The sequence below is a fragment of the Caballeronia sp. M1242 genome, from assembly GCF_017220215.1.
In the GTDB taxonomy this organism is placed as follows: domain Bacteria; phylum Pseudomonadota; class Gammaproteobacteria; order Burkholderiales; family Burkholderiaceae; genus Caballeronia.
Window position 1 is genome coordinate 1632433 of sequence record NZ_CP071129.1, and the last position, 21403, is coordinate 1653835.

General features: G+C 64.6%; 19 protein-coding genes and 5 tRNA genes. 6 read left to right on the top strand and 18 right to left on the bottom strand.

Going from position 1 to position 21403, the window contains the following annotated elements:
- Positions 1-29: 29 nt before the first annotated feature.
- From truB to JYK05_RS07570, 9 genes are all read right to left on the bottom strand, one after another.
- The gene (truB, locus tag JYK05_RS07530) at positions 30-962 is read right to left on the bottom strand and encodes a tRNA pseudouridine(55) synthase TruB (protein WP_206466539.1); all 933 of its coding nucleotides are present in this window, start codon (positions 960-962) and stop codon (positions 30-32) included.
- Positions 963-1340 carry a 30S ribosome-binding factor RbfA gene (rbfA, locus tag JYK05_RS07535; RefSeq protein ID WP_175940501.1) on the bottom strand — a complete coding sequence of 126 codons (378 nt, stop codon included), beginning with the start codon at positions 1338-1340 and terminating at the stop codon, positions 963-965. It lies immediately after the preceding gene.
- Positions 1341-1435: 95 nt separating this feature from the next.
- On the bottom strand, positions 1436-4420 hold the full coding sequence (gene infB / locus JYK05_RS07540; RefSeq protein ID WP_206466540.1) for a translation initiation factor IF-2: 2985 nt from the start codon (positions 4418-4420) through the stop codon (positions 1436-1438).
- 92 nt (positions 4421-4512) lie between these two features.
- Entirely contained in the window at positions 4513-5988 is a 1476-nt protein-coding gene (gene nusA / locus JYK05_RS07545) for a transcription termination factor NusA (protein WP_175940503.1), read from the bottom strand.
- Positions 5985-6443: a ribosome maturation factor RimP gene (gene rimP / locus JYK05_RS07550; RefSeq protein ID WP_175940666.1), complete on the bottom strand. Its 459-nt coding sequence runs from the start codon at positions 6441-6443 to the stop codon at positions 5985-5987. Before rimP ends, nusA begins: the two co-directional genes overlap by 4 nt.
- 349 nt (positions 6444-6792) lie before the next feature.
- Positions 6793-8733, bottom strand: a complete 1941-nt coding sequence (gene rluB, locus JYK05_RS07555; RefSeq protein WP_206466541.1) for a 23S rRNA pseudouridine(2605) synthase RluB — start codon at positions 8731-8733, stop codon at positions 6793-6795.
- Positions 8734-8862: 129 nt separating this feature from the next.
- Positions 8863-9909: an SMC-Scp complex subunit ScpB gene (gene scpB / locus JYK05_RS07560; RefSeq protein ID WP_206466542.1), complete on the bottom strand. Its 1047-nt coding sequence runs from the start codon at positions 9907-9909 to the stop codon at positions 8863-8865.
- 323 nt (positions 9910-10232) lie between these two features.
- On the bottom strand, positions 10233-11471 hold the full coding sequence (locus JYK05_RS07565) for a pyridoxal phosphate-dependent aminotransferase (protein ID WP_206466543.1): 1239 nt from the start codon (positions 11469-11471) through the stop codon (positions 10233-10235).
- A 59-nt stretch (positions 11472-11530) separates the two neighbouring features.
- On the bottom strand, positions 11531-12430 hold the full coding sequence (locus JYK05_RS07570) for a LysR family transcriptional regulator (RefSeq protein ID WP_206468243.1): 900 nt from the start codon (positions 12428-12430) through the stop codon (positions 11531-11533).
- A 401-nt stretch (positions 12431-12831) separates the two neighbouring features.
- On the opposite strand from JYK05_RS07570, the gene JYK05_RS07575 reads away from it, so the two are divergent.
- Complete coding sequence (locus JYK05_RS07575; protein ID WP_035969202.1) at positions 12832-13233, top strand: transposase; 402 nt, start codon at positions 12832-12834, stop codon at positions 13231-13233.
- Between the two features lie 184 nt (positions 13234-13417).
- Entirely contained in the window at positions 13418-13669 is a 252-nt protein-coding gene (locus tag JYK05_RS07580; RefSeq protein WP_175940508.1) for a hypothetical protein, read from the top strand.
- A 164-nt stretch (positions 13670-13833) separates the two neighbouring features.
- Here the strand turns inward: JYK05_RS07580 and JYK05_RS07585 are convergent, their stop codons facing one another.
- Entirely contained in the window at positions 13834-14145 is a 312-nt protein-coding gene (locus JYK05_RS07585) for a hypothetical protein (RefSeq protein ID WP_206466544.1), read from the bottom strand.
- Positions 14146-14425: 280 nt separating this feature from the next.
- Between JYK05_RS07585 and JYK05_RS07590 the strand changes: the two genes are divergently transcribed.
- A complete protein-coding gene (locus JYK05_RS07590; protein WP_241269775.1) occupies positions 14426-15142 on the top strand; it encodes a YdcF family protein in 717 nt (238 codons plus the stop codon).
- A gap of 286 nt (positions 15143-15428) precedes the next feature.
- On the top strand, positions 15429-15677 hold the full coding sequence (locus JYK05_RS07595) for a hypothetical protein (RefSeq protein ID WP_175940510.1): 249 nt from the start codon (positions 15429-15431) through the stop codon (positions 15675-15677).
- Between the two features lie 94 nt (positions 15678-15771).
- Here the strand turns inward: JYK05_RS07595 and JYK05_RS07600 are convergent, their stop codons facing one another.
- A complete protein-coding gene (locus tag JYK05_RS07600; protein ID WP_206466545.1) occupies positions 15772-16191 on the bottom strand; it encodes a gamma-glutamylcyclotransferase in 420 nt (139 codons plus the stop codon).
- Between the two features lie 131 nt (positions 16192-16322).
- Here JYK05_RS07600 and JYK05_RS07605 point away from each other — a divergent pair, with 131 nt between their 5' ends.
- Complete coding sequence (locus tag JYK05_RS07605; RefSeq protein WP_175940512.1) at positions 16323-17165, top strand: helix-turn-helix domain-containing protein; 843 nt, start codon at positions 16323-16325, stop codon at positions 17163-17165.
- Between the two features lie 19 nt (positions 17166-17184).
- Here JYK05_RS07605 and JYK05_RS07610 read toward each other — a convergent pair whose 3' ends face one another.
- The 7 genes from JYK05_RS07610 to gltX all read right to left on the bottom strand — a co-directional run bounded on the left by JYK05_RS07610 (position 17185) and on the right by gltX (position 20107).
- A complete protein-coding gene (locus JYK05_RS07610; RefSeq protein WP_206466546.1) occupies positions 17185-17796 on the bottom strand; it encodes a GNAT family N-acetyltransferase in 612 nt (203 codons plus the stop codon).
- A gap of 7 nt (positions 17797-17803) precedes the next feature.
- Positions 17804-17880: transfer RNA gene (locus JYK05_RS07615), tRNA-Asp, on the bottom strand.
- Between the two features lie 74 nt (positions 17881-17954).
- A tRNA-Glu gene (locus tag JYK05_RS07620) sits at positions 17955-18030 on the bottom strand.
- 73 nt (positions 18031-18103) lie between these two features.
- Positions 18104-18180: transfer RNA gene (locus JYK05_RS07625), tRNA-Asp, on the bottom strand.
- 76 nt (positions 18181-18256) lie between these two features.
- A tRNA-Glu gene (locus JYK05_RS07630) sits at positions 18257-18332 on the bottom strand.
- Positions 18333-18486: 154 nt separating this feature from the next.
- Positions 18487-18562 (bottom strand) — tRNA-Ala (locus tag JYK05_RS07635).
- Between the two features lie 138 nt (positions 18563-18700).
- Positions 18701-20107 carry a glutamate--tRNA ligase gene (gltX, locus tag JYK05_RS07640; protein ID WP_206466547.1) on the bottom strand — a complete coding sequence of 469 codons (1407 nt, stop codon included), beginning with the start codon at positions 20105-20107 and terminating at the stop codon, positions 18701-18703.
- A gap of 314 nt (positions 20108-20421) precedes the next feature.
- Between gltX and JYK05_RS07645 the strand changes: the two genes are divergently transcribed.
- Complete coding sequence (locus JYK05_RS07645) at positions 20422-21360, top strand: patatin-like phospholipase family protein (protein ID WP_241269776.1); 939 nt, start codon at positions 20422-20424, stop codon at positions 21358-21360.
- Positions 21361-21403 lie beyond the last annotated feature (43 nt).

Below are 21403 nucleotides of genomic sequence, written 5' to 3' on the forward strand. Positions count from 1 at the left end.
TTATTTGTGGATGCGCTCGCTGCGGTCAGTCAAGACCCGCTCACCACCAACCGCTCAGGGGCGAGCACGCCCTCCGCCGCCCGCGCGACGCCGAGCAACTTTCCCGCATCGTCATAGACGCGCACTCGCGTGTCCTCAGCTTGCCAAACGGATGCCGCTTCGCCCAGCTCATCCAGACGCAGCCGCTGACCGTGCCTGAAGCGCCGCGTCGCTTCGTCGCGCAGATGCACGGCCGGGAACGTCGACAACAGCGCATCGACCGGACGCAGCCAGCCATCGCGTTCCGACTCGGCCGCAGCGGCCAACGCATCCAGCGTCACCGCGCCTTCCAGCGTCAGCGCGCCGACTCCGGTTCGACGCAGCGCCGTCAGATGCGCGCCGCAGCCCAACGCCTCGCCGATGTCTTCCGCCAGCGTCCGCACATACGTGCCCTTGCTGCAGGTCACGCGAAACGTCACGAGCGGCAGCGCGCAGGCGAGCATTCTTAGAGCGTGAATCGTCACCTGACGGCCCTCGCGCTCGACCGTCTGCCCGGCGCGAGCATATTCGTAGAGCGGTTTGCCGTCGCGCTTGAGCGCTGAGTACATCGGCGGCACTTGCACGATGTCGCCGAGAAACCGCTGCATCGCCGCTTCGACGGCCGCTTCGTCGCACAGGACGTCGCGCGTTTCTACGGCCTCGCCTTCGGCATCGCCCGTCGTCGTGCGAATGCCGAGGCGCATCGTCGCTTCGTACGTCTTGTCCGCTTCGAGCAAGTCTTGCGAGAACTTCGTCGCCTCGCCGAAGCACAGCGGCAAGAGACCGGTGGCAAGCGGATCGAGCGTGCCCGTGTGACCCGCCTTCTTCGCGAGATAAAGACGCTTGGCCTTGATAAGCGCGTCGTTGCTCGACAAACCGAGCGGCTTGTCCAGCAGCAACACGCCGTCGAGCGCGCGGCGCGGGATCTTCGTACCGCCTTTCACTCACGCACCTTCTTCGTCGTCTTTGGCGCGCGTCGCGTTGGCTTCGTCGATCAGGCGCGACATCTCGACGGCCTTCTCGATCGTCTTATCGTAGTGGAAATGCAGCGTCGGCACCGTATGAATGTGCAGGCGCTTGAACAGCAGGTTATGCAGATGACCGGCTGCGTGGTTGAGCGCCTCCTCCGTCTGCTTCGGATCGCCGGTGAGCGTCGTGAAGTAGACCTTCGCGTGCGCGTAGTCGGGCGTCAGTTCGACGCTCTGCATCGTGACGAGGCCGATGCGCGGGTCCTTCACTTCGCGCATCAGTTCCGAGAGATCGCGCTGAATCTGGTCCGCAATCTGCACGTTGCGATTCGTGGACGTACGTCTTTTAGCCATGATCTTGGTTCCTTCCCTTCTCTATCGCCGCGCCAAAGAAAAAGGCGGAGCGAGCCGTCAGGCCCGCTCCGCCTCGAGCTCGGCGTACTAATGCATTACAGCGTGCGAGCCACTTCCGTCACTTCGAAGACTTCCAGCTGATCGCCTTCGACGATGTCGTTGAAGTTCTTGATCGAGATACCGCACTCGAAGCCCTGACGCACTTCCTTGACGTCGTCCTTGAAGCGCTTCAGCGAATCCAGCTCGCCGGTGTGAATAACGACGTTGTTGCGGATCACGCGAACCGACGACGTGCGCTTCACGAAGCCGTCCGTGACCATACAACCCGCGATCAGACCGACCTTCGGCACGCGAATGACCTGACGCACCTCGACCGTGCCCGTCACCGTCTCGCGCTTTTCCGGCGCCAGCATGCCGGACATGGCCGCCTTCACCTCATCCACTGCGTCGTAGATGATGTTGTAGTAGCGAATGTCGATGCCGTTCGATTCGGCCAGCTTGCGGGCTTGCGCATCCGCACGCGTGTTGAAGCCGATGATGACCGCCTTCGACGCCGTCGCCAGGTTGACGTCCGACTCGCTGATCGCGCCGACCGCACTGTGCACGATCTGCACGCGCACTTCGCCGGTCGAGAGCTTCTGCAGCGATTGCACGAGCGCTTCCTGCGAACCCTGCACGTCCGCCTTCACGATGAGCGGCAGGTTCTGCACTTCGCCTTCGCCCATCTGCTCCAGCATGTTCTCGAGCTTCGCGGCCTGCTGCTTGGCGAGCTTCACGTCGCGGAACTTGCCTTGACGGAACAGCGCGATTTCGCGCGCCTTGCGCTCGTCCGGCAACACGATGACTTCTTCGCCCGCCGCCGGCACTTCCGACAGACCCTGAATCTCTACCGGAATCGACGGGCCCGCGGACTTCGTCGGCTTGCCGGTTTCGTCCAGCATGGCGCGCACGCGGCCGTAGGCGCTGCCCGCGAGAACCACGTCGCCGCGGTTCAGCGTGCCCGACTGCACCAGAATGGTCGCGACCGGGCCCTTGCCCTTGTCCAGCTTCGCTTCGATCACGAGGCCCTTCGCGCCAGCGTCGACCGGAGCGGTCAATTCCAGCACTTCCGCTTGCAGCGACACGTTTTCCAGCAGATCGTCGATGCCCTTGCCGGTCTTCGCCGACACTTCGATGAACGGCGAATCGCCGCCGTACTCTTCCGGCACCACGCCTTCCGCGACCAGTTCCTGCTTCACGCGGTCCGGGTTCGCTTCCGGCTTGTCGATCTTGTTGATCGCCACGACGATAGGCACGCCGCCCGCCTTCGCGTGAGCGATGGCTTCCTTCGTCTGCGGCATCACGCCGTCGTCGGCCGCGACCACCAGAATGACGATGTCCGTTGCCTTCGCGCCGCGCGCACGCATGGCCGTGAAGGCCTCGTGACCCGGCGTATCCAGGAAGGTGATGACGCCACGCGGCGTTTCGACGTGGTACGCGCCGATATGCTGCGTGATGCCGCCCGCTTCGCCCGCCGCCACTTTCGCGCGACGGATGTAGTCGAGCAGCGAGGTCTTGCCGTGGTCGACGTGACCCATGACGGTAACGACCGGCGGACGCGGCAGACGCTCTGCCGTTTCCTCGGCGGCTTCGCCTTCGATGAGCAGCGCCTCGGGATCGTCCAGCTTCGCCGCGACCGCGCGGTGGCCCAGTTCCTCGACGACGATCATCGCCGTTTCCTGGTCCAGCACCTGGTTGATCGTGACCATCTGGCCGAGCTTCATCATCACCTTGATGACTTCCGAAGCCTTCACCGACATCTTGTGCGCGAGATCGGCCACCGAGATGGTTTCCGGCACATGCACTTCACGGACGATCGGCTCGGTCGGCGCCTGGAACGACGTCTGTTCCTGATGCTTGCCACGGCCCTTCGGACCGCCGCGCCAGCCGCGATCGACGCCGCCGCTCGTGTCGCCGCGCGTCTTGATGCTGCGGCGCTTCGATGCGTCGTCCTGCTGCCAGCCGCCCTTGCCGCCGGCTTTCTTCTTGTCGCCGGTCGGCGCCGTCGTGGCGGGCGCTGCCGCGCCGGGCGCCGGCTTCTTCGCGGCTGCCGGACGCGCGGCTTGCGCGCCTTCGGGTTTCGCCGGCTTGTGCAGCGTGCCCTTCGCTTCGGCAGCCTTGGCCGCTTCGGCGGGCTTCGCCGCGGGCGCCGGTTCGGGCGCCTTGACTTGCGCCTTGCGCGGCGTGTTCATCATCTCGCGAATGGCGCGCGCTTCGGCTTCAGCCGCGGCACGACGCTTCGCGATGGCTTCCTGTTCGAGACGCGCCTTTTCGGCGGCTTCGCGCGCGGCGTCCTCGGCCTTCTTCGCGGCTTCGCGCTGGGCGGCGCGTTCGCTCGCCGCCTTTTCTTCCGCTGCCTTTTCGGCGGCTTCGCGCTGCGCGGTATCGTCCTGCTTCGGCGGCTTGACCTCGGCCTTCACCTCGGCGGCGACCGGCGTACGAGCTTCCTGACGCGCTGCCTGTGCGGCGCGCGAGATCTCGGCGGCCTGCGCGGCGGCTTGCGCACGACGCTCCGCTTCCGCTTCCTGGCGGCGACGCTCGGCTTCGGCCGCTTCCTCGCGGGCGCGACGCTCCGCTTCTTCCTGTTCGAGACGCGCCTGACGCTCCTTCAACTCGCGCTCTTCGCGCTCGAGTTGCTCCGCGGCGCGGCGGGCTTCTTCCTCGCGGCGCTGGAGTTCGGCCTCGTCGACTTCGTCTTCGACATGATTCGGCGTTTCGGCCGGCTGCTCGATGCCTGCCTCGTCGCGCTTCACGAACACACGCTTCTTGCGCACCTCGACCTGAATGGTGCGAGCCTTACCCGTTGCGTCGGATTGCTTGATTTCCGACGTATGCCGGCGGGTCAGAGTGATCTTGCGCTTGTCGGCATCGGCGGACCCGTGCGACTTGCGCAAATGATCGAGCAGACGCGCCTTGTCCGTCTCGGACAGGTCGTCGTTCGCGCTCGCTTTCTGGACGCCAGCCGCCTGCAACTGCTCGAGCAGCACGCCCGCAGGCATTTTGAGTTCCGCGGCAAATTGGGCTACGTTGTTACTCGCCATTCATTCCTCTTGATGCAAGGATCAGTCCTTGCGGTTAGATCGGGTCATGCGGCCGAACTGGCCGCGATATTTCAGTGCGCCATGGTCATTTCTCACTGGAACCAGTGTTCACGTGCTTTCATGATCAACGCGCGAGCGTTATCCTCTTCCATCCCGGTCATCTCGACCAGTTCATCTACTGCCAGCTCCGCGAGGTCGTCGCGGGTCTGAATCTGATGCTCCGCGAGCTTTGCGAGAAGCTCGTTGTCCATGCCTTCGAGGCTCTTCAGATCGAGTGCTACGCCTTCGACCTTCTCCTCGTTGGCGATCGCCATCGTGAGCAGCGCGTCACGCGACCGGTTGCGCAGCTCGTGCACGGTGTCTTCGTCGAACGCTTCGATTTCGAGCATCTCGTTGAGCGGCACATAGGCGATTTCTTCGAGGCTCGTGAAGCCTTCGTCGATCAGGATGTCGGCGACTTCCTCGTCCACATCCAGACGCGCCATGAACAGATTGCGCAACTTGCCGCGCTCTTCGTTCTGCTTCAGCGCCGATTCGTCCGGCGTCATGATATTGATCTGCCAGCCGGTGAGCTCGCTGGCGAGTCGAACGTTCTGGCCGCTGCGGCCGATGGCGACCGCGAGTTCGCTCTCGTCCACGACGACGTCCATCGAATGCTTTTCTTCATCGACGACGATCGACTGGACGGCTGCCGGCGCGAGGGCGCCGATCACGAACTGCGCGGGGTCTTCCGACCATAGCACGATGTCGACGTTCTCGCCACCGAGCTCGTTGCGTACGGCCTGCACACGCGAACCGCGGATGCCCACGCACGTTCCGATCGGGTCGATGCGCTTGTCGTAGGCGATCACCCCGATTTTCGCACGCACGCCGGGATCGCGCGCGGCCGCCTTGATTTCCAGCAGCCCTTGTTCGATTTCCGGCACTTCGAGTTCGAAGAGCTTCATCAGGAATTCGGGCGCGGTGCGCGACAGTTCGATTTGCGGGCCGCGCGCCGTGCGGTCGACCTTCGCGATATACGCGCGCACGCGGTCGCCCACGCGCAGGTTTTCCTTCGGAATCAGCTGGTCGCGGCGCAGCAGCGCTTCGACGCGTCCGGATTCGACGATGAAATTGCCCTTGTCCAGACGCTTGACCGAGCCGGTCATAATCTTTTCGCCGCGCTCGAGGAAGTCGTTCAGGATCTGCTCGCGCTCGGCGTCGCGCACCTTCTGCAAAATGACCTGCTTGGCAGCCTGCGCGCCTATGCGGCCGAATTCGATCGACGGAATGGGTTCCTCGATATAGTCGTCCACTTGTGCGTCGGGCTTTTGCTCCTTCGCTTCGAACAGCAGGATTTCCTGGTCGGGCTCCTGAAGGCCCGCCTCGTCCGGCACCACGCGCCAGCGGCGGAACGTCTCGTGCTCGCCGCTTTCACGGTCGATCGCGACGCGAATATCGACATCTTCCTCGAACAGCTTTTTCGTTGCCGAAGCAAGCGCAGCCTCCAGAGCTGCGTACACCACGTCCTTGTTGACGTTCTTTTCGCGCGCCAGCGCATCCGCCAGCATCAAAACTTCGCGACTCATTGTTTGCGGCTCCTAAAGTCAACTTTGGGGACGAGACGTGCTTTATCGAGGTCCGCGAGCGTGAAATCGAGCATCGCGGCGCCGTCCTTCCCTTCGAATTCCAAACCGATCTTGTCGCCCTCGGGGGCGTGCAGAACACCGCGGAACGACTTGCGCCCGTCCAGCGGCTTTTTCAATGTGATGACGGCTTCGTTGCCGGCGAAGCGCTCGAAGTCGGCCAGCTTCTTGAGCGGGCGGTCGAGCCCCGGCGACGACACCTCGAGGCGGTCGTAATCGACGTTTTCGACTTCGAGCACATACTGAAGCTGACGCGTGACTTTCTCGCAGTCTTCGATGGCGATACCGGCCGGCTGGTCGATATAAATACGCAGCATGCCGCCTCCCGAACGTTCGAGATCGACAAGCTCGTAGCCCAGGCTCGAGACCGTGGTTTCAATCAGTTCCGTCAGTTGCACAGTAACTCCAAGGTGTTTCGCGCCCGCGCCGCGAAACACCTGCGGGCGAGCGCCTTGACTGGGCGCACCCCTGCTCCCGAGATGCCGAACCAAAAAGCCAAAAAAAAATGGGCGCAACGCCCATCTTTTTCAACCGAGGTCGCACCCGGGCAGCGAAAAAACTATGTGCCCAGCGACTTTGTGATTTTAGCCATTTTTCGGGATAAACGCAAACGTAAAGCCCGCGATGCGACCCATTTCGTGGCAATTCGCATGCTTTTTTGCTTTATGCCGATGACGCGGCGAGACGATCTGCTACATCGGCCGCAGGCGAACCGGCGGCCGACCGAAGTTGCTCGTCAACGCGCGTTCAACGTCCGCGCGTGCGGTTGCGCGGGCCGCGTCCGGCGCCGGCCTTGCCTTGCCCCGCGCCTTGCTGCCCGCCGCCCTGACGGTTGCCGCGCGGGCCGTTGCCGCCCGCCGGACGCTTGGCCGGCCCGCTCATGCCTTGCGGACCCTGTCCGCGCGCATTGCGCTGCCCCGAGCGGCCGCCGTTCGCGCGATTGCCATTCGGCTCATTGCCGATGCGGTTGCCGTTCGCCTCGCGGCCGCCTCGTCGGCCCGGGCCGCCGGCGTTGCCGGTATTGCCCATGTTGCCGGTATTGCCCATGTTGCCGCCGAAGCCGCCCATGCCGCCCATGCCGCTCGCGCCAAACGCGCCGGGAAGCCCGCCCGCGCCGCCGCGCCGGCCGCCGCGCGCCGGCGTCTGCGCCGCGCGCAAGTGCGAACTCAAGACCGGCTCGCGCGTGATGAAGCCCATCGACGTCTGCATCGGATCAGGCTGAACGCGCGGCGCGGCGCTGCGTCCGCCCTTCTCGGCCGTCGGCGCCTTCAGGCCGACCGCCGCCATCAGGCTGCGCACCTGGTTGTCTTCCAGCTCTTCCCAGCGCCCGCGCTTGAGACCGCGCGGCAACGCGATCGGACCGTGGCGCGTGCGGATGAGGCGGCTGACCATGAGCCCCGCCGCCTCGAACATGCGGCGCACTTCGCGATTGCGGCCTTCCGCCAGCGCGACGTGATACCAATGGTTCGTGCCTTCGCCGCCGCCGTCCTGAATGCGCAGGAAGTTGGCGGGGCCGTCGTCGAGCTCCACGCCTTTGAGCAGCTTCTGCTTCATCGCCTCGGACAACTGACCGACGACGCGCACCGCATATTCACGCTCGACGCTGTAACGCGGGTGCATGAACCGGTTCGCCAGATCGCCGGAGGTCGTGAGCAGCAGCAGCCCTTCCGTATTGAAGTCGAGCCGGCCGACCGCGAGCCACTTCGCCGTCTTCATCGACGGGAGCTTGTCGAACACCGACGGACGGCCTTCGGGGTCCGCGTGACTGACGATCTCGCCCGTCGGCTTGTGATACAGCAGGATGCGCGGCGGCTTGCTCGCGAGCTTGCGCTTGAGCGGCTTGCCGTTGATGCGCACCTGGTCGGTCGGCATGATGCGCTGGCCGATGTGCGCGGGCTCGCCGTTCACCGACACGCGCCCGGCGATGATCAATTCCTCCATGTCGCGACGCGAGCCCATGCCGGCGTCGGCCAGCACTTTATGCAGCTTCGGGGCGTCGTCGTCCGGTTCCAGCACGCGCTTTTGCTGGGGCGCGTTGCGGCCACGGCGCAGCATCGGCGCGCGCACGCCGGCCGAGCCGTTGTCCGCGTCGAATGCCGGGGACGTGACGTACGCGAAGACGTCGTCGACGGCGGCGGCCGCCGCGCTCTCGACCGTCGCCGGGCCTGCATCGTTGCGCTTGCCGTTGCGCGGCTGCCGTTCGCGCTTTCCCGGCGGATTCTTGCGCTGCCCGCCCTCGCGTGGGGCGGATGCGGCGGCTTCGACCGACGCCTCCACAGCGACTTCTGCCTCGTCGCGCCGCCCACGCTTGCGGCCACCTTGCCGCGCGGCGTCTTGCTGGCCGTCCGCCGTCTCGCGCTTGGGCTCGCGCTTCGCTGCCGGTTTTCGCGGCGCCTTCGCGCCCGCTTCCTTGCGCGGCGCGCGCGCCTGCGCGGCGGCGGCGCCCTCCGGCGGCGGCGCGTCGGTCGCGGCGTCGGGCGCGCCATCCGCGCCCTTGGTCTTGGCGACAGCCCGGCGGCGTGCGATCAGACTGCGCGGACCGCGGCGCAAGCCGCGGCGCGGACGATCGTCGCCGTCCGCGCTCTCGTCGGTGCGCGTGCGTTCGCCGGCATCGGCCGACTCATGGGCGTCCGCGCCATGCACGGGGCGCGCGGATTCGGGCGAATCGCTGTCGTGGGAGTGTGTCAAAACAACCTCAAATGTCGAATGCGCACCCTTTGGCGGGCGCGTCAAAAATTTCCGCTGACCGGTCCGGCTCGTCGTCTTCGACGTGATGTTTTATCGAGAGCCGGTTGAATCAGGGGCCATGCAATTGCATCAGGCGCGGCGCGCCTTCAGTTCTTCGTCGGAGTCGCCGTCGTTCAGGTCGGCGTCGTTCCGCTCGACGCCGCTCGATAGGCGGGCGTCGGTCGCATCGTGTTCTCGATGTGTGCCAGCGTCGCCTGCGTCGGCCAACGCAGGCGCTTCTTCTGAATCGGAAGCATCGGTCGCGGGCATCAGGCGGACCTCGGTCAACACGGGCCCGTCCTTGTCTTCGCTCGCACGAAGCGTTCCGGCCTCCGATGCTTCACTCGGCGAAGCGTCCGGCGTGTCGGCGACGGCAGGCATCGCGGCCTCGGGCGCATCGTTCGCCAGGTCCGCTTCTGCGGGAGCCGCGACGGCCGTCGTGTCGTCCACTGCGGTTTCGCCAGCAGACGCCTGCGCGGCCGCATCGTTCGCGACGTTCGCTTCTGCCGGAGCCGCGACGGCCGTCGTGTCGTCCACTGCGGTTTCGCCAGCAGACGCCTGCGCGGCCGCGCCGTCCGGAAAATCGATCGAATGCTGCGCGAGCAGCGACGCCTCGAACTGCGCCGACGGATTGTCCAGCGCCGGCAGTTCGTCGAGCGCGGTCAGGCCGAGGTCGTCGAGAAACTGCTTGGTCGTGGCGTACAGCGCGGGCCGGCCGGGGACGTCGCGATGTCCGATGACCTCGATCCACCCGCGATCTTCCAGCTGCTTCACCACCTGCGTATTCACCGTCACGCCGCGAATCTCTTCGATATCGCCGCGCGTGACCGGCTGCCGATAAGCAATAATGGCGAGCGTTTCGAGCACCGCCCGCGAATATTTCGGCGGCTTTTCGGGATTGAGCCGGTCGAGATAAGTCCGCATGGCGGGCTTGCTCTGGAAGCGCCATCCCGACGCAAGCGCCACCAGCTCGACGCCGCGCCCCGACCAATCAGCCTGTAGTCCTTCGAGCAGCGTGCGCACCGTATCGGCCGAAATGTCCTCGGCGAAGAGCTTGCGCAATTCACTCACCCGCAGCGGTTCCTGCGCGCAGATCAAAGCAGTCTCGAGGACGATTTTCGCCTCTTGGGTATTCATGCAGCTTGGGTCAACCCTTAATGGTCAATGATCCGGTTCAAAACGAGCCTGAGCGAGTTCGAACGTCACCGAAGCGGTGCGCGCGATAAAGCTGGACGCGGAGTTTCAAGACGCGCTCGCCCGATTGTAATCGGTCATATTGATTGGGAGCACGCACCGGGGAGAGGCGTCAAATGGGCGATCGGTGAGCGAATCGCCGGGCCATCCCAGCCGGACGAGGTGGCGCTTTCCTGGCGAAAGCGCGTGACTGAGCGCCATATTACGCAAAAAGAACCGGGGCGTAAAGGTGATCGATTAACGCCCCGCTCGACTCACTTAGCCCCTCACTTCGCACCGCGCGCTGACAAAAAGCGCCGCAGGCGTTCGACGCCCACGTCGAGGCGCGCGGAATCGCAGGCGTAGCACCAGCGCACGAAGCCTTCGCCTTCCGCGCCGAATGCGCTGCCTGGCGCGAGCCCGAGCCCGGCCTCTTTCACCAGCGCCTTGCAGAGTTCGAGGCTGCGCTCGGCGCCCGGCAGCGAGAAGAACAGGTACATCGCACCGTCCGGGGCGCGCACGTCGACACCTTCGATACTCTGAAGCGCGTTCACCAGGTGATCGCGGCTCGCACGCAGGTCCGCGACGAGCGATTGCGTGAACGGCTCGCCCTGTTCCACCGCGACGATGCCCGCCTGCTGCACGAACGACGGCGCGCACGACGTGTTGTATTCCACGAGCTTGCCGAGGTCGTCCATCAGGCGCGCCGGCGCGACGAGCCAGCCGAGCCGCCAGCCGGTCATGAGCCACGCCTTCGAGAACGAATTGACCGCGATCACGCGCTCGTCGCGATCCGCGAGATCGAGGAAGGACGGCGCCACGTTCGCGCCCGGACCGTAATACAGACGCTCGTAGACCTCGTCCGCCACGATCCAGATGCCGTGACGCCGGCAATGGTCGAGCACGATGCGCTGCTCCTCGCGCGTCATCGTCCAGCCGGTCGGGTTGTTCGGCGAGTTGATCATCAGCATGCGCGTGGACGGCGTGAGCGCGGCGAGCAGCCGGTCGAGATCGAGCGTCCATCCGCGCTCGCCGTAGGTCAGCGAGACCGTTTCGACCGTCGCGCCGAGAATCTTCGGAATCTCGACGAGGTTCGGCCACAGCGGCGTCACGGCGACCACGCGGTCGCCCGCGCCAGCAACGAGTTGCGCGGCCAGCATCAGCGCGTTCACGCCCGCGCTCGTCACCGCGATGTGATCGGCGGGCGTCGGGCCGTGCAGCGCGCTGACGTAGCGGCCGAGCGCCTCGCGCAGCGGCGCGATACCGAGATTGTGCGTGTAGAACGTCGCGCCGTCGGTGAGCGCGCGGCTTGCCGCATCGCGAATGAACTCGGGCGTGACCCGGTCCGACTCGCCGAACCAGAACGGCAGCACGTCCGGCACGCCGAAGCCGGCATTCGCGACTTCGCGAATCTGCGAGGGACGCAACGCCCGCACGGCGTCGCGCGCGTTCGGCGCGCCGCCCGCGTGCGTCTGCGCCGTCAAGCCGCCCAATTCAGCGATTACCGCGCCTTCCGATTCACTCATCGCCCGCTCCGTCGAAAAGGAAGAAGTCTAACGCGAGCGCGTTAAAAAGCGCGCGGCCTTCACAGTTCTTCGGCGCGTCGCGGCAGCCCCGCGATCAGCGACCACACCGACTGCGCCGCCGGCGACAGCGAGCGGTCGCGCCGCCGCACCAGTTCCACCGTGCGTTCGGCCCGCGGTTCGAGCGGCAGCGCGACGAGCGACGAATCCGCCGGCAACGGCAGCGCGAGCCACGGCAACACGCTCACGCCGACGCCCGCCTCCACCAGCCCGAAGACGGTCGCCGAATGACCGAGCTCCTGCACCACGTGCGCTTCGACACCGTGCTGCTGCATGACGGCATCGATGATCGGGCGGCTGCCCGATGCGTAGTCCAGCATGACGAGCCGCTCGCCCGCGAGCGCCTCCCAGGGCGCGGCGCGTTCGTGCGCGAGAGGATGATCGCGCCGCGCGACGAGGCAGAACGAATCGGTCATCACCGCTTCGCCGAGCAGATCGTCGGCGGAAGACGGGCCGATCACGACGCCGAAATCCACTTCGCCCGACTTCACTTTTCGGAGCACGTCGGACTGGACGTCGTCCCGCAGGCTGAGCGTGACGAGCGGAAACTGCCGCGAGCACGACGCGATCACGCGCGGCATCAGCCGGCACGCGATCGTGGGGCTCGCCGCCACGATCACCCGCCCGCGACGCTGCTGCCCCAGATCGCGCGCTTCGCGCAGGGCTTCGTCCAGATCGGCGAGCAGGCGCGACACCGTGCCGACGAGACCCACGCCGACATCGGTCAGTTGCACTTCCCGCGTGGTCCGGTCGATGAGCTTCAGTCCGATTTCGCTTTCCAACTCGCGCACCGAGCGGCTCACCGCTGACTGCGTCAAGCCGATCTCGGCCCCGGCGCGGCTGAAGCTGCGCAGCCGCGACACTTCAATAAAGACGCGCAGTTGGCGCAACGTCACGTTCAGGGAGGCGTTCATTCCGGCGATTCATGAAAAGCTTGGTCTCATGCGGAATTATAGGCCATCGCGACGGTTTCGCTGCGGTGCAGCAAACCGCCCGGAACGCACGCCGGGAGGGCCTCCTGCACAGGATTGGTGATTGTCCCGATTTCTTAATCAATCGGATTCGGGTCTGATACGGGCCATGCTGGCATCGCGTCAGCCTACTGCCATGCGGGTTTCCCGGATTTCGCGACGTGCATGGCATGGTTCTCGCATTTCATTGCGCACAGAGGTCGAAGCACAGCGGACGTATCGGAAACTGGTTTGCCGCAGCCGCTTCGGCCTTCCCTGGATTCGTTCATCGGATTCGACCAGAGTGCGCGGCGCGGGGCAGCGCACCGGGGTTAGCTTCGCTGAGGTGAGATATGGTGCTGTTCGACGATTTGAGAGATAACGAGTGGGCGCTGGTTGAGGCGTTGTTCTGTTCGGAGCCCGCGCGCAGCGAGCGGCGCGGCCGGCCGCGCGTCGAAGCGCGATCGGTTGTCAATGCCGTGCTGTGGGTGTTATCGACGGGCGAAGGCTGGTCGAAGCTGCCGGGCCGTTATCCCTCGCCGCCCACCTGCCGCCGTCGTTTCGACGAATGGCAAGCCGACGGCACGCTCGCGGAAATCGTGAAGCGTCTGTCGAGCAACGGCCGCGAGGTGTCGCTGCGCGGGCGTATCGGATCGAGCGCGGTGAAGCCGCCCGCTCCGCCGAGCCGCGATCGACTGCGCGGCGCGTTCTGGACCAATCCCGAATCGTGGCGCGCGCCGGCCAAGATGGCCTAAGCCTACTGCATCACACGTCGAAGCCGGTCCTGCCGGCTTCGATCACTTTCGGGCGCTGCAAGGCCGAACTCGCGCGGTTCGTTGCGCGATACATCTCTTTACGATTGCTTACAGCGCCGCAACGAATCGAGGCTTAGCGTGACGAGTGACCCAACAGGTCCGATCAGGGCTTCAGGACACTCTCATGAAGGTTTCGTTACTGCTCGTGCGTGGCGTCTTGGCGGGGCTCGCCGGCGTGGCGACCGTTGCTCACGCGCAGCCGCCTGCATCCGATCTGCACCTCACCGCGAAGACGGCGGCGCCCGCATCGCCTGACGTTGCGCGCGCTCGCGCCGCGACGCCGCCTGCGCCGCGCGGCGATCTGCGCGGCGACATTGCAAGCAACGCGCGCGCTCGGCCGGACAACGACCGCGACGAACGCTCGCCGCATCACTGAATCTTCGGGCAACGAGTCTTGATTCAGGCGGAACCCGCTGAATCGGCGGCAGTCACACCCAATGCCATGAGCACAGCATGGCAACAGTGGAATCCGGTCTGCCCGTGTCCTCGGACACGGGCTTTTTTTTGCCCGGACTTCAACTACCGCTTTCCGCCGTCGCGTCACATTCTGGCTTCGAGCACCGCTTCGTGGCCACCGAAGATGTACGGTTCCGTGCGACGCAAATCCCAGTCGATGGAACGCTCATCGCGCGAGAGCCGCGTGAATTCCTGTTTTCCGCGCTCGGTGACGACGGCGATATCCACGGGTGCATGAAATCCCGGCGCTGGCGCGACGGTGCGTTGCCGCGCGAGCTCGAGTAGCCCGAGGGCGCGAAGGTGGTCGAAACCCTTGGGGCGTTTCGCCCACGGAACTTGACGATACTGCGCCCGGCGAAGTGCTTCGAGTACCGCTTCGTTGGAATACGTGGTCATCTCGTTTTTTCTTCCTGTGCAGCCGTGACGACGCTCGTGACGGTCGCAAGACGGTCCGCGACGTCGACTAAACGCGGCGCGCCGAATTTCACGCCAGCGAACGATTTAAGCGTTCGCTGCCTGAATGTTTGGCCGCCGCTTGCGCTAGGTGCTGCTTTCTATTAAAAGCCCCCGTTGAGAGCGCGCTGATCACGCGCTTTCCTGCGACAACCGCCGATGCGCTCTGACCACGCGATGACGGAGCAAATTGCCCTGAAACCAATACGTTACTCCAATTAAATTGGTTCTATTTACTTTATTGCTGCTTTTTTTTGCATTGTTTGCGTTTTGCAAGCGCCTTCGTGCGGCGATTATCATCCTCACCGTTCTGCTCGCCTGGGGCCTCGGGAGCGGCTGGCTCGCTAGACCGCTGCTGCACATCGCGCAGCGGGGTTACGAAGACACCATGCCGCCCTCTTTCGGTCCGAAAAACACCATCGTCCTGATGGGCGGCGGCACCGACCGGCGTCACGGCAAGCTGGTGCCCAAAAGCGATTCGATGCCGCGCATCGCCGCGGCGGCGCGGCTGTATCGGCAATGCCGGGAAACAGGCGCTTCGTGCCGCGTCATTCTGAGCGGCGGCGATCCCCAGCACCACGGACAGGCCGAGGCCGACAACTACGCGCCGTATGTCCTGGCTCAGGGCGTCGCACCGGCCGATCTGACGCGCGAGAACAAGAGCCTCAACACGTACCAGAACGCGCAGAACGTAGCCGCCATCTTAGGCAACGCCCATGACACTGGGTTGATCGTCATCACATCCGCGTATCACATGCGACGTTCGGTCCGGGCCTTCGAAGCGTTCGGCTACGAACCGCAGCCCTATGTTTCGGACGTGCGTGAGAATCGGCTGACGGTATTACCGCGATACAGAAGCCTCGAGAACAGCGAGCTTGCGCTGCACGAGCTGGTGGGTCTCGCGCGTTTCCACGTCTGGCGCTGGCTGCACCTGTACTAAGACGCCGAACGGTTCTATATCAAAATAATCAGGACTGGAAAGTACCTGTACGCGCCGGTATCATTCCGCTCCGGCTGGCAAGGCCGGGCCGGTATCGTCGTCCGACACGCCGCTGACCTGATCTCGGCCTATGATGGGCGCAGTCAGGCGGAGGCTCGTTCCCGTAGGCATCCCGTTACGGATGCGCGCCAAGGCCAGGCGGGAGCGATTTTTGCTCTGATGTATCTGTCTTTCCAACCGGATCGGACAGGCGATTCCCGGGTTCAACTGCTACTAGGAGGTAACAATGAAGAAAGTGTCCCTGGCTGTTTTGTTGTCCCTGAGCGCGGTCGCATCGGCGTACGCGCAGAGCGAACAAGGCGTGACGATGAGCACCGACCCCGCACGGATCGCGGACATCGAATCGCGCGCGCAGAATCTGCAATCGCAGCAGTCCAGCATGCAAAACATGCAGATGGATCAATCGAACACGATGCACAAGTCGGGTCATCACAAGAAGTCGCACGGCAAGTCGATGCACCATTCGGCCGAGTAAGGCCCTCGGTCGCCGGCCTGCTTCTGGCGGGTCGCGCCGCGCCGTCATCGCAGTGCATGAACGCGATGACGGCGAGAAACCGTCATATAGGCGCTCAAGCGCGTGCTGCGCGATGCGCCACCCAATCGCCGCCCTCGATGCGCGGCAATTCCTGCACCGCACTCGCGGCTACCGGATAGATGAGGCAATCGACATGCGTCGCCTCGCCATCCAGTTCGACATCCACATGCAGCCGGTGCGCGCGAAAAAGTCCCTCGACGCCCGGATAGACTTCCTCGATCTCGTCCAGCACGGCGACGAGCGCATCCTCGATGCGATATACATCGCCTTTGACCGGCGTGCCGCCCTCCTCATCGAGAACGAGGCCGGGATAAGCGCCGAAATCGTAAAGCCGTCCACGCACGTGCGCCGTGCCGATCCATTGCGGCGCCGCGATCCCGCTGCGCTCGGCCGCGCGATTAATGTCATTGATCTCGCCCGCGCGCAGCGTGCCGTACACGAAAACGTATTGCATCGAAGAAATCGCTCCTTCCGCTAGTCGCCGAGGTACGCATTATCGCCGCCCAAAATTGCGCGGACGGACTGCCGGCTCGCTTCGGTTAAGATCGGCGGATCGCGGCCAGCCAGGCCGCCCGACGAGCCGCCATGCCCACGTTCGCCGATCCCCGCCCGCCGTTCGAGCAGGTCGAACACCTCGACATTCCCGTCGAGCACTCGCCGACGCTCGACCATCCGATCCGCGTTCGCTCGCGCCCGGTGCCTTATGGCGTGCGGATCGCGCTGCATACGCATCCGTGGGCGCAAGTCGCCTACACGTCGCGGGGCGTGCTGCGCGTGGCAACCGCCGATTCGACGTGGATGGTGCCGCCCTCGCGCGCGATCTGGGTGCCGCCGAACGTCACGCACGAAGTGCTGATCGTGGAAGATGCGTATCTGCGCACGCTCTATGTGGACGCGAGCGTCGTGCCGGCGGGACTTGGGGCGTGCCGCGTAGTGGAGGTGTCGCCATTGTTGCGCGAGGTGATCGCGGCGCTGGACGAAGCGTCGATCACGCGTGAGCGCGAGCGCCTGCTCGGCACGCTTGCACTGGACGAGATCATCCGGTCGCAGCCGCTGCCGCTCTCCGTGCCGATGCCGAACGAGAAGCGCCTGCGCGCGCTCTGCGACGCGGTGCTCGCGGACCCTTCGCATTCCGATCTCGAACGCTGGTCGTCGGAAGCCGGCGCGAGCACGCGCACCATCGCACGCCTGTTCCGACGCGAACTCGGCGTGAGCTTCTCGCAGTGGCGCCAGCAGGCGGTGCTGGCGCGCGCCATTCCATTGCTGAGTCAGGGCCGGCCGCTGGCGCAGGTCGCGCGTGAGCTGGGGTATCAGAGCCAGAGCGCGTTTTCGGCGATGTTTCGACGTGCCTTCGGCGAGAGTCCGCGTGCGTTCTTCGCCCGCGACGCCAGCGACGAGCGCGATCAGAACGACACGCGCGCTGTCTAATGCTGCGCGCTGCGTCGGCTCAGACGCGCCGGACCATATGTCGAATGGCGCCGAGCTGGGCCAGCCTGGGGCCGGCCGGACGATATCCGAGCCGCATATAAAGACGCGCCGCCGGGTTGTCGACGAAAACGCGCAGTTGGCATTCCGCCAGCCCACGGGCCCGGGCCCAGCGATGCGCCGTGTTCAGCAGAAACGTGCCCGCGCCTCGTCCCCGGTAGCCCGGCGCGATTTGCACATCGCGTATATGCAGCGAGTTGTCTTCTTCGGTCACGCGCATGACGCCGATGGGTACGCCGTCCGCCTGCAGGATGAAGTTCTCCGACTCGCGCCAGCTCGAAAGAAACAAGTCGCCGCGCCAGACAAGATTGTGGCGCCGGTAATAACCGACCATGTTGTCGTGCGTGAGGGCCTCGGCGAAGGCGAAATCGGCCATCGTCGCCTGGCGGAGTTGGTAGAGCGAGAGGTCTTCGGTCGGGTCGAGCATCGCACGCATGCAGGCACGGGACAGTGCCTCCACACTAAGACAGCGCGCGCCTGCTGGCAATGGAAAATGCGATGCCGGTGAGAAGAGCGAATCGGCGAGGCGAAAAGCAGGCAAAAAAAATCCAGCCCGAAGGCTGGATTTTTTCACAACAAGCTGGCGGAGCGGACGGGACTCGAACCCGCGACCCCCGGCGTGACAGGCCGGTATTCTAACCAACTGAACTACCGCTCCAACTTTTTCATCGTTTCTCGAAGACCAAGCCTCGAAAAATGTGCAGCGCTTTCTACTAGCAGCCGCCGATGTTCTGGCGTCCCCTAGGGGATTCGAACCCCTGTACTCACCGTGAAAGGGTGATGTCCTAGGCCTCTAGACGAAGGGGACAACGTACTTCTTGCAATCCTGCGGCGAAAAAAAACCGGCTGATCAGCCGGAGTATTTCCTGCTCGCAAAATGTTGGCGGAGCGGACGGGGCTCGAACCCGCGACCCCCGGCGTGACAGGCCGGTATTCTAACCAACTGAACTACCGCTCCAGCTCTTTCCTTGTTCCACGAGGCTCTAGTCACCTCATAAAACCGACAGCGCATTTTCTAGCAGCCGCCTGAATTCTGGCGTCCCCTAGGGGATTCGAACCCCTGTACTCACCGTGAAAGGGTGATGTCCTAGGCCTCTAGACGAAGGGGACAGAAACTTGTGATTCTGTCGTTACCGCTTGCTTCGCTAATTTACTGCTGCAAATCAGCGAAGACCGAGATTCTAAACAACTTCGCGTTACTTGTGAAGTATTTTTTGCGACTTCCGAAACCGGAGAACAACTTCGCAATCACTTCATCTGTTCTTGGTGGAGGTAAGCGGGATCGAACCGCTGACCTCTTGCATGCCATGCAAGCGCTCTCCCAGCTGAGCTATACCCCCTTGCAGAACAGAAACGAGATTCTATAGGCCGCTTTTTAAGTTGTAAATACCTTCTGGCGATAGAACTGACAATTTTTTCACTTATCACCTTCGCGAACGCGCGCAAGACATATTCGGCCGTCTTGCGCGCGTCCATGCTCAAGCGGCCGCGCGCGCCAGACGACGCAGCACCGTGTCGCGGCCGAACAGCATCAGCACGATGTCGATGGACGGCGTATGCGTCGTGCCCGCGACGAGCAGGCGCACCGGCATCGCGAGTTGCGGCATCTTGAGCTTGTGCGCGCCGAGCGTCGCCTTCAATGCCGCCGAGATGCCCTCCTTGGTCCACTCGGCTTGTTCGAGCGCCGCGCGCAGGTCCGCGATGGCCGGCCGCACGGCGTCGGTCACATGCTGCGCGAACGCGTCGGCTTCGATCGTGGGCTCGCGATAGAACATCGCGGCGTTGTCGGCGATGTCCTTCACCGTCGACGCGCGATCCTTCAGCAGCCCGACGACCTGATCGAGCGGCGCGCCGTTGTCGATTGCCGCGGCGTCGATCCCGGCTTGCAGCAGGAACGGCCGCGTCAGCCCGGCGAGCCGCGCGTTGTCCGCTTCCTTGATGTAGTGCGCGTTCAGCCAATTGAGCTTGTCGTGGTCGTATTGCGCGGGCGACTTGCCGAGATGCTCCAGGTCGAACCATTCGATGAACTGCTCGCGCGAGAAAATCTCCGCATCGCCGTGCGACCAGCCGAGCCGCGCCAGATAGTTGACGACCGCCTCCGGCAAGTACCCGGCATCGCGGTAACCCATCACGGCCATCGCGCCGTGACGCTTGCTCATCTTTTCGCCCTGCTCGTTCAGCACGGTCGGCAGATGCGCATAAACCGGCGTCTCGCCGCCGAGCGCGCGCAGGATGTTGATCTGGCGCGGCGTGTTGTTCACGTGGTCATCGCCGCGGATCACGTGCGTGATCTCCATGTCGAGATCGTCGACGACCACGCAGAAGTTGTACGTCGGCGTGCCGTCGGGGCGCGCGATCACGAGGTCGTCGAGCTCTTCGTTCGATATCTCGATTCGCCCCTTCACCGCGTCGTCCCACGCGACCACGCCCGTCAGCGGATTGCGAAAGCGCACCACCGGCTTCACGCCTTCCGGAATCGGCGGCAGCGTCTTGCCCGGTTCCGGACGCCACGTGCCGTCGTACCGCGGCTTTTCGCCGGCGGCGCGCTGACGCTCGCGCAACGCGTCGAGTTCTTCCGTCGACATATAGCAGTGGTAGGCGAGACCCTTCTCCAGCATCTGGCCGACGACCTCGCGATAACGGTCCATGCGTTGCATCTGATAGAACGGGCCTTCGTCGAAATCGAGGCCGAGCCACGCCATGCCTTCGAGAATCGCGTCGACGGACGCCTCCGTCGAACGTTCGACGTCCGTATCCTCGATACGCAGCACGAAGGTCCCTTTCATCTTGCGCGCGAACGCCCACGGATAGAGCGCGGAGCGGATGTTGCCGAGATGGATGAAGCCGGTCGGGCTCGGGGCGAAGCGGGTACGGACTTGGGTCATTGCTGTTTTCTCGATGTACTCGAATGTTTGCGCTCGCCCGGCGGAAAGAAGCGGCCGAGCGAGAGAGCGAAGAGGCGAACGGGCGGCGCGTGAAAGCGCCGTTGGCTCTTGCACGAAAGCGGTTGCCGGCCGGGATGCACGCACGTCGGGCACGTCGGGCACGCGCGTCCGGCACCGGCTCAATGACCCGAAATTATACCCGCCGCCCGCCTCGCGCCTGAGCCGGCGCCTTTTGTTTTATGATGTGCGCGCCGTTTTGCGAGCACCCGAAACGCGCATGCAATCGCACACTCGCCGCATCGCTGGAGTCTCACTTGGAATCATCGTCACGTCTCATTTCCCGCCGTGCATTCTCGCTCGCGGCGGCGTCGTCCGTTCTTGCGGCCTGCACGAGCACGAGCGGCGGCCGCCTCGGCGGCAAGAGCGCGCCGGTCGCGAATACGCCGGCCCCGGACCCGCAACGCGCCGCGCGAATCGGCCTCGCGCTCGGCGGCGGCGCGGCGCGCGGGTTTGCGCATATCGGCGTCATCAAGGCGCTCGAAGCGCGCAACGTCCGCGTCGATCTGGTCGCGGGCACGAGCGCGGGTTCGGTGATCGCGGCGTTGTACGCGTCCGGCATGACCGGCATCGCGATGAACAAACTGGCGCTGACGATGGACGAAGCCTCCATCAGCGACTGGGCGATGCCCTTTCGCGCGCGCGGCATCCTGCAAGGCGTGGCGCTGCAGAACTTCCTGAACAAGACGCTCGACAACCGGCCGATCGAAAAGATGGCGAAGCCGCTCGGCATCGTCGCCACCGACCTCAAAACCGGCCAGCCGATTCTCTTCCAGCGCGGCAATACCGGCGTGGCCGTGCGGGCGTCGTGCAGCGTGCCGTCGATCTTCGAGCCGGTGAAGATCGGTGACCACGAATATGTCGATGGCGGACTGGTGAGCCCGGTGCCCGCCGCGTTCGCGCACAAGATGGGCGCGGATTTCGTGATCGCGGTCGATATCTCCGCGCGGCCGGAAACGGCGCTCACGCAGAGTTCGTTCGACGTGCTGATGCAGACGTTCACCATCATGGGCCAGTCGATCAAGGCTTACGAGCTGGACAAATACGCGAACGCGGTCATCCGCCCGAATCTGAACGCGATGAGCAGCAGCGACTTCAGTCAGCGCAACGCCGCGATCCTTGCGGGCGAAGAAGCGGTGTCGAAGATGTGGCCGACGTTGCAGCGGCAACTGGCCGAGCGCGGCATGCGCGTTTGACGGCACCAGAAAAGACGAAGGCCACGCAATGCGTGGCCTTCGC